Genomic DNA, 8316 nt, shown 5'->3' on the forward strand with positions numbered 1-8316 from the left:
GGTTGGTCATCGGCTCGTCGCGGTTCCGGAAGGGGGCAGGGCCGAGGCGGCCCGGGTGAGCCCGGCGACGGTGACGTCCGCGCCGCTCAGTTCGGCTGTCACTCTGCCGCGGACGAAGACCAGGGCGCGTCGGCACACGCCCGCGACCTCCTCGAAGTCCGTGGAGAGGAGCAGGACGGCGAGGCCGGCGGACAGTGCCTCGTCGAGCAGGCGGTGGATGGCGGCCTTGGCGCCGATGTCCACGCCCGCGGTCGGTTCCTCGAGGATCAGCAGGCGCAGTCCCACGTGCAGCCACCGGCCGATCACGACCTTCTGCTGGTTGCCGCCGGAGAGCGTGGCGATGGGGGCCTCGCTGTCACGGGGACGGACCGAGAACCGTTCGATCAGGGTGGTGGCCTCGGCGCGTTCTCGGCGCGGGCTGATCCAGCGGAGCGCGGGCGTGCCTCCCGCGCGCGGGTTGGCCAGGAGGTTCTCCCGTACGGTCAGCTCGGGGGCGCAGCCCTCGCCCTGTCTGTCCCCGGTCACGAAGCCGACGCCGAGGCCGACGGCGTCGGCGACCAGACGGGGGCGGTACGGCCGGCCGCCGAGGAGCACTCGCCCTTCGAGGAGTGGCCGGGAGCCGGCGAGGGCCCGGCCCAGGTCCATGTGCCCGGCGCCCGTGAGGCCGACCAGGCCGAGCACCTCCCCGGCCCTGAGTTCCATGCTGACCGGGCCGGCTCCGCGGGTGCGCACGCCGTCGAGGGTCAGGACGGCGGGGCCGTCGGCGGGGACGGCGGCGGGTCGGTGGCCGGTGGGCTCCTCGCCGACGATGTCGTGCACCAGGCGGGTCGGGCTGTGCCCCGCCAGCGGGCCGTGGCGCACCAGGCGGCCGTCGCGCAGGACGGCGAAGGTGTCGGCGACCTCGTACACCTCGTCCAGGCGGTGACTGACGTAGAGGATGCCGTGTCCGCGGTCGCGGAGGGTGTGCAGGACGCCGAAGAGACGGGCGCAGTCCGCGGCGGGGAGGCGGGCGGTGGGCTCGTCGAGGACGATGAGTCGCGCCCGTGTGGCCAGGGCCCTGGCGACGGCGACGAGCGAGCGCTCCGCCGGGGCGAGGTCGGCGATCCGCGCGTCGGGGTCGAGCCGGCCGGAGACGGTCCGCAGGACCTCGACACAGCGCTCCCGGGTCCGCCGCCACGAGATCAGTCCCGTTCGGCGCGCGTATCCGGCGCCCAGGGCGATGTTCTCGGCCACGGTCATCCACTCCACGAGCCCGAGGTCCTGGTGGATGAAGGACATGGCGCGGGTGGCGGCATGGGTGCCGAGGGGGTGCCCGGCCACCGTGATCCGTCCCGCGTCGGCGCGGTGGACCCCGGCGAGCACCTTGATGAGGGTCGACTTTCCGGCGCCGTTGGGGCCGAGGAGGGCGAGGACACTGCCGCCGGTGATGTCGAGGTCGACCTCGCTCAGCGCGCGCGTGCCGCCGAACCGCTTGCTGAGACCGCGAATGCGGACGAGCGGCTCCGCGCCGAAGGGCGGGGGCTCCGTCACAGACGTGTCGGGAGTGTCTTGCACGGACATCTCCGGGGGTCGGCCTGGCGAGTTCTACCCGACGTGCACGAGTGGCACCAATGCGACAAATAATCGCATATACGACATTCGGCAAGGGTTTCAGGGCGTGTCGAGGAAGCATTCGGCCCAGATGACCTTGCCCTCCGGGATGTGGCGCGTGCCCCAGGACTGGGCGAGCTGCGCGACGAGGAAGAGGCCACGGCCGCCCTCGTCGGTGGCGGCCGCCCGGCGCAGGTGCGGGGCGGTGTTGCTGGTGTCGGACACCTCGCAGATCAGGCTGCGGTCGTACAGGAGCCGTACCCGGATGGGTCCGGTTCCGTGGCGGACGGCGTTGGTGACGAGCTCGCTGAGCAGGAGCTCCGCGGCGAACGCGACCTCGTCCAGTCCCCAGTCGGCCAGTTGCCGGGTGGCGGCGGCGCGGACTTCGGGCACCCGGGCGGGGTCGGCGGGCATCTCCCAGGTGGCGATCCGGCGCGGGTCCAGCGCGTGGGTGCGGGCGACGAGCAGGGCGATGTCGTCGCAGGGGTGGGCGGGCGCCACGGTGTCCAGTACGGCCTGGCAGGTGTCCTCGGGCGTGTGGTCCGGGTGGGCCAGCGCCTCACGCAGGTGGCCGAGGGCCACGTCGATGTCCCGGTCCCGGTCCTCGATGAGTCCGTCGGTGTAGAGGACCAGCCGGCTGTGCTCGGGTACGTCGACATCGGCGGTCTCGAAGGGCAGGCCCCCGAGGCCGAGCGGAGGGCCCGCGGGCAGGTCGAGGAGCGACACGGTGCCGTCGGGGCGGACCAGCGCCGGCGGGGGGTGGCCGGCGCGGGCCATGCTGCACCGCTGCGAGGTCGGGTCGTAGACGGCGTACAGGCAGGTGGCTCCGATGATGCCCACGCCGTCGGCCGAGGAGTCGTCCTTGCCCTCCTCGCGGTCCAGGCGCACCACGAGGTTGTCGAGGTGGGTGAGGACTTCGTCCGGGGGGAAGTCGAGCTCGGCGAAGCTGCGCGCGGCGGTGCGCAGCCGGCCCATGGTGGCGGCCGAGTGCATGCCGTGGCCGACGACATCGCCGACGAACAGGCCGATCCGGGTGCCGGAGAGGGGGATGACGTCGTACCAGTCTCCGCCCACCCCGGACTCGGCCGGCAGGTAGCGGTGGGCGACCTCGACGGCGTCCTGGTCGGGCAGACCACGCGGGAGCAGGCTGCGCTGCAGGGCCAGGACCATCGTGCGTTCGTGTGTGTAGCGCCGGGCGTTGTCGATGGAGAGGGCGGCGCGGGTGCCCAGTTCCAGGGCCAGCGCGCGGTCGTCGTCCCCGAAGGGGGCCGGGTCCTGCGCGCGGTAGAAGCTGGCGACGCCCAGGACGACCCCACGGGCGGTGAGGGGGACGGTGATGAGCGAGTGGACGTGGGTGAGCAGCCGGTCGGAGTGCTCGGGGTCCTGGGCGAGCCAGCCGACGGCGGCCTTCAGGTCGGGTTCCAGTACGGCCTGCCCGGTGGACAGGGAGCGCAGCTGGGGCGTCGTCGGCTGGAAGTCGATCCGTTTGCCCACGGGGCTGAAGGGGAGATCGTCACGGATGCCGTGGACCACCGTACGGAGGAGGTCGCTTCGGGGGTCGGTGGGCTCGTCACCGCGTACCACGGCCTCGCACAGGTCGATCGTGACGAAGTCGGCCAGGCGTGGGACGGCCGTCTCGGCGAGTTCCCCGGCCGTGCGGCGTACGTCGAGGGTGGTGCCTATGCGGGCACTGGCCTCCGAGAGCAGTTCCAGGCGGCGGCGTGCCGCCAGGGCGTACTTCGCCACTTCCGGTTCACCCACCAGCACCAGCCCTCTGGCCGGTGCGGAGGTGTCGGCGCGGACCTCCCCGGCGTCGTCGGCTCGGTCGGCGCCGTCCGAGGGGGTGGTGACCGGTGGGTGCCCGAACGGCGGGGCGGCGGAGGAGGAGGACGCCCCAGCGGGGACGGCGAGGTGCCCCGCGCGGGAGCCGAACAGCCGGTGGGCCGGGTCCGGGGCGGTGAGCGGATGCCGGGTGCCGGGTCCGGGATCGGGGAGGACGGCCTCGACGGCCATGCCCTCCACCCCTGAGGGGCTCGTCATGAGGCGGCTCACCAGCGTCACCCGTCGCCCGTCGGAGAGCGCCACGTCCACGGCGGCCCGCTGCCCGCGGGAGAGCAGCTCGGTGGCCTTCTGTTTGAGGACGGCCCCGTCGCCGGGGCGCAGCTCCCGGGACAGTTCGTCCAGTGCGACGGTACGGCCGAGGGCGGCGGCGGCACCGATGGCGGAAGCGTCCTGGTAGGCCCGCAGCAGAGCGCGCTCGCGCGCGGAGCTCTGGCCGAGCAGCCGCCCCTCGATGGCCTCGGCGGCCTTGCGTATCACCGTGGCCAGCGCCGGGTCCTCGGCAGAGCGCGGATACCCCAGGCACAGGACGCCCTCGACACTCCCGTTGAGGGGGTCGTGGACGGGCAGCGCGCGGCAGGCGCTCGCCTGGGAGCGCTCGGCGAAGTGTTCGGCCCCGTGGACCTGGATGAGCCGCCTGTCCGCGAGCGCCAGCCCGATTCCGTTCGTGCCCGCGACCTGCTCGGCGAACACGAATCCCGGGACGCTCTGGATCGCCGGAAGGCTCCTGATCATGGATGCCTCTCCGAAGCGGCGCAGCAGGACCGTCCCGTGCGCGTCGGCGACCGAGATGTTCATGCTGCTGCCCGCGAATCTCCGCTGCAGCCGGTCGACCACGGGCGTGGCGGCGCGGACGAGCCGGCCGTCCGCGTCGAAGTCCTCCTGGAAGGGAAGCTCGGTCTGATCCGGTGACAGGCCGAGGGAGCGGCAGCGCTGCCAGGAGTTCAGGATCGAGGCCCGCACTCCCCCCACGACCGGCTCGCCCTGCATGAACCGCTCGCGGTCATGCGCGGGCGCCGCGCCGTCCGCCGCACGCCTGGCCGATATCGCTTCCTCGCCGGAACGAACCACGCTCCGCCCCACTCACTCATCGGATAAATCCGCAGTTTTCGGAAATATAAAGGCAATGACGAGGATACGTGCAAATTCCCTCGTGAGTCACTGATCGCGGTCCTCGGCGGGGAGGCCGGCGGGCGTGAGGCGGAGGAGGACGGCGGACGGGGCGTCGGGCAGGTGCAGGGAGAGTTCGGCGGTGGCGGGGTCCCAGGTCGTGAGGGCGCGGTGGGTGGAGGGGTGGAGGACGTCGAGGCGCACGTCGTCGGCCCGCAGGTGCGGCAGAGAGAGGGCCACGTCCGGGTCGCCGCCGGGTCGGCGCCAGACGGTGACGTAGGTGGCGGCAGGCGCCCGCAGGGCCAGCGCCAGCCAGGTGTCGTCCCAGGCGGGCAGGCCCAGCGGCCACAGCGGCAGGGCCTCAGGGAGATCGGCGCGGATCTCCTTGTACACGGCCACGGCCTCGTGGACCAGGGCGCGGGCCTCGGGGGTCAGTTCCGTGAGGCGCCCGGACAGGTGGACACGGCCCAGGAGCGCGCTCGCCATGGTGAACGCCACCTCGTCGAGGGAGTCCTCCGGGCGCGGGTACGCCCAGACGGCGCCCTGTTCCGGAGTGACCGCGGTCGGGGCGGCGGCCGCGACGGGCGCGTAGAGCAGGAGGTTCTCCTGGTCGCTGGTGGACTGCAGCTGGACGCGGGAGAGCAGCGCGTGGTCCATGCGCATGCCACCGGAGGCGCAGTTCTCCAGCACCAGGCCGGGGTGGCGGTCCAGGACGCCGTCGAGCCAGTCGAGGTGGGCACGGTTGTGCCCGAGGAGTCCCGCGCCGGGGGTCTCGCCGGGGTCGGCGCTGGTGCCGGAGCCGGGGTTGATGTTGTGGTCCAGCTTGAGGTAGCCGACGCCCCACTCCCCCACCAGGCGGTCGACGACCCGGTCCAGGTGGGCGCGGGCGGCGGGGTGGCGCAGGTCCAGGTGGTGGCGGCCGTGTTCGACGAGGCGTACGCCCGCGCGGCGGAAGAACGCCTCCTCGGGCAGGCTCTCGGCGAGGGGGCTGCGCACTCCGACCACCTCGGGCTCCAGCCACAGGCCGGGGATCATTCCCCGGTCCCGGATGTGGTCCAGCACCTCGTGGATGCCGCGCGGGCCGGGGAAGCGGGAGGCGGCCGGCTCCCAGGCGCCGACGCTGTCCCACCAGCCGTCGGCATCGTCGTCGTACCAGCCCGCGTCGATGACGAAGTACTCGGCGCCGGCGTCGGCGGCGGCGTCGACCAGCGGCAGCAGCTTGGCCGACGTGGGGTCGCCCATCAGGCAGTTCATGTAGTCGTTGAAGATCACCGGCAGCCGCTGGTGGTCGGAGTGCGGGCGGCGCAGCGCGCGGCGGTAGCGGGTCAGGACCGCGAACGCGCCGTCCGGGCCGCCGTCGGCGGAGAGGGCGAGCGCCGCGGGGACGGTCCGGAACGACGCTCCGGGTGCCAGGGCCTGCCGCCAGTTGTGGTGGGAGTCGCCGGGCCCGAACAGGGCCACGTACGCCGCGTCCTCCCGCTCACCGCACTCCCAGCGCCAGCCGCCCCCGTTGTGCTCGATCTGCCACACCCAGGTCCGGCCCGAGTCGCGGTCCGTCAGGCCGCCCATGGGCAGCGAGCCGCAGCTCGACCAGGCGCCCTGACCGGCGCGTTCGAAGGTGCCCCGGCCGTCGACGGTGCGGATACGGCCGTGCAGCCCGGGCGAGGTGGCCCGCAGAGGGCGGCGCTGCCAGCGACACTCGGCGAGCCAGTCGTTCTCGGCCCACAGCAGGTCGGAGGCGTCGAGAGCCGCGGCGCCGCCGCTGGTCAGGCAGCCCGCGGCGAGTGTGGTGACGGACTCCAGGGAAAGGGTGCCGTCCCCCTCGTTGTGCAACACGACCTCGCTGCGCAGGGCCGGGATCCCGTCCGGTGAGCGGTAGGTCGCCTCGGCGGCGAGCCCGCTGACGGGGTCGTACAGCTCGACGGTGAGGGTGTGCCAGGTTCCGTCGCGGCCCGCCCGGTGTCCCCGGTGGCGCAGCCGCTCGCCGATGGCCGTGGAGATGAAGCGGTTGCCGGACCAGGTGCGGCCGTGCCCCGCCGCCGTCACCTCCACCAACGGCAGCGGGGCGCCCGGGCGTTGACCGTCCACGGTCTCGCCCGGGGCTCCGAGGCGTAGCAGCCGGGCCGTGCCGTCGCCGGTGATGCCGATCTCCAGTTCGAGGGCCTCGTGGCCCCAGCGGATGGTCTGCTGTGCGTCGGTCACGGTCACGGTGGTGATGTCCTTTCGGCTCAGGTCGGCTCAGGTCGGCTCGGGTCAGCTCAGGTCAGCTCTGGGCGCGCGACAGGCGGATCATGTTCCAGGAGAGCGGCTCGAGTTCGGCGCGCAGGACGCCGTCGGCGACGGTGGTGCCGGTGGCGGCGTGCGGGATGACGCGGTCCGGGTGGTCCAGGGTGTTGCGGGCCTCGGGGTCGGCGTCGGCCAGGACCAGGTGTTCCACCACGGTGTGGGCCTCGACCCCGCGCAGGTCGACTTCCAGCGGCAGGGCGGTGCTCTGGCCGCGGTTGACGACGAAGACGGTGACGTCACCGGTGGCGTCGTCGGTCACGGCGGTGGCGTGCAGGAGCGGCACTTCGCCGAACTTCGCGGTGGTGTAGGTGGGGCTGTCCACCTCGACGCGCAGCACCCGGCCGCGCCCGTACGCCGACGCCTGCGCGAACGGGAAGAACGTGGTCTGCCGCCAGGCCGGGCCGCCGGGCTCGGTCATGATCGGCGCGATGACGTTCACGAGCTGAGCGAGCGACGCGGCGGTGACCCGGTCGGCGTGGCGCAGCAGCGCGATGATCAGCGAGCCGAACACGACGGCGTCGGTGACGGTGTAGACGTCCTCCAGCAGCCGCGGCGCCTGCTGCCAGTCCTCGACCTGGTGCGGGTTGGGACGGCTCTGGTACCAGACGTTCCACTCGTCGAAGGAGAGGTTGACGCGCTTCTTCTGCTTCAGCCGGGCACGGACGTGGTCGCAGGTGGCGACGACCGACTCGATGAAGTGCTCCATGTCGACGGCGGACGCCAGGAAGGAGTCCCGGTCGCCGTCGACCTCCTCGTAGTAGGCGTGCAGCGAGATGTGGTCGACGAGGTCGTACGCGGCCTCCAGGACGGTGGCCTCCCAGGCGGCGAAGGTCTCCATGCCGGAGCCCGAGCTGCCGCAGGTGACCAGTTCCAGGTCGGGCTGGATCATCTTCATGGCACGGGCGGTCTCGGCGGCGAGGCGTCCGTACTCCTCGGCCGTCTTGTGGCCGATCTGCCAGGGGCCGTCCATCTCGTTGCCCAGGCACCACATCGTGATGCCGTACGGTTCCTTCGCCCCGTGGGAGACACGGCTCTCGGACAACTCGGTGCCGCCCGGGTGGTTGCAGTACTCCAGCAGCCGGACGGCGTCCTCCACCCCGCGGGTGCCGAGGTTGACGGCCATCATGGGCTCCATGCCGGTCTTCGTACAGAAGGCCATGAACTCGCCGAGACCGAACTCGTTGGTCTCGGTGGTCTTCCAGGCGAGGTCCAGCCGGACGGGGCGTTCCTCGCGCGGTCCCACGCTGTCCTCCCAGCGGTAGCCGGAGACGAAGTTGCCGCCCGGGTAGCGGACGGTGGTGACGCCCAGTTCCCGGACCAGGTCCAGGACGTCCTGGCGCAGGCCGTCGGCGTCGGCCGCCGGGTGGCCGGGCTCGTGGAGGCCCGTGTAGACACAGCGGCCCAGGTGCTCGACGAACGAACCGTACAGCCGGGGATGGACGGCACCGACCCCGAAGGCGGAGTCGAGGGTGAAGCGGGCGGGGGTGGATG

4 protein-coding genes are annotated in these 8316 nt (G+C 72.9%); all 4 read right to left on the bottom strand.

The window, feature by feature from the left end:
- Positions 1-6: 6 nt before the first annotated feature.
- On the bottom strand, positions 7-1560 hold the full coding sequence (locus FNH08_RS37645; protein WP_152776023.1) for a sugar ABC transporter ATP-binding protein: 1554 nt from the start codon (positions 1558-1560) through the stop codon (positions 7-9).
- 90 nt (positions 1561-1650) lie between these two features.
- The gene (locus FNH08_RS37650; RefSeq protein WP_322726135.1) at positions 1651-4500 is read right to left on the bottom strand and encodes a SpoIIE family protein phosphatase; all 2850 of its coding nucleotides are present in this window, start codon (positions 4498-4500) and stop codon (positions 1651-1653) included.
- Between the two features lie 87 nt (positions 4501-4587).
- Entirely contained in the window at positions 4588-6741 is a 2154-nt protein-coding gene (locus FNH08_RS37655; protein WP_322726136.1) for an alpha-galactosidase, read from the bottom strand.
- 61 nt (positions 6742-6802) lie between these two features.
- On the bottom strand, positions 6803-8316 hold a 1514-nt coding region (gene arfA / locus FNH08_RS37660; protein ID WP_228034596.1), incomplete at its 5' end, for an arabinosylfuranosidase ArfA.

It is taken from the genome of Streptomyces spongiae (assembly GCF_009377185.1).
GTDB classification, from domain to species: Bacteria; Actinomycetota; Actinomycetes; order Streptomycetales; family Streptomycetaceae; genus Streptomyces; species Streptomyces spongiae.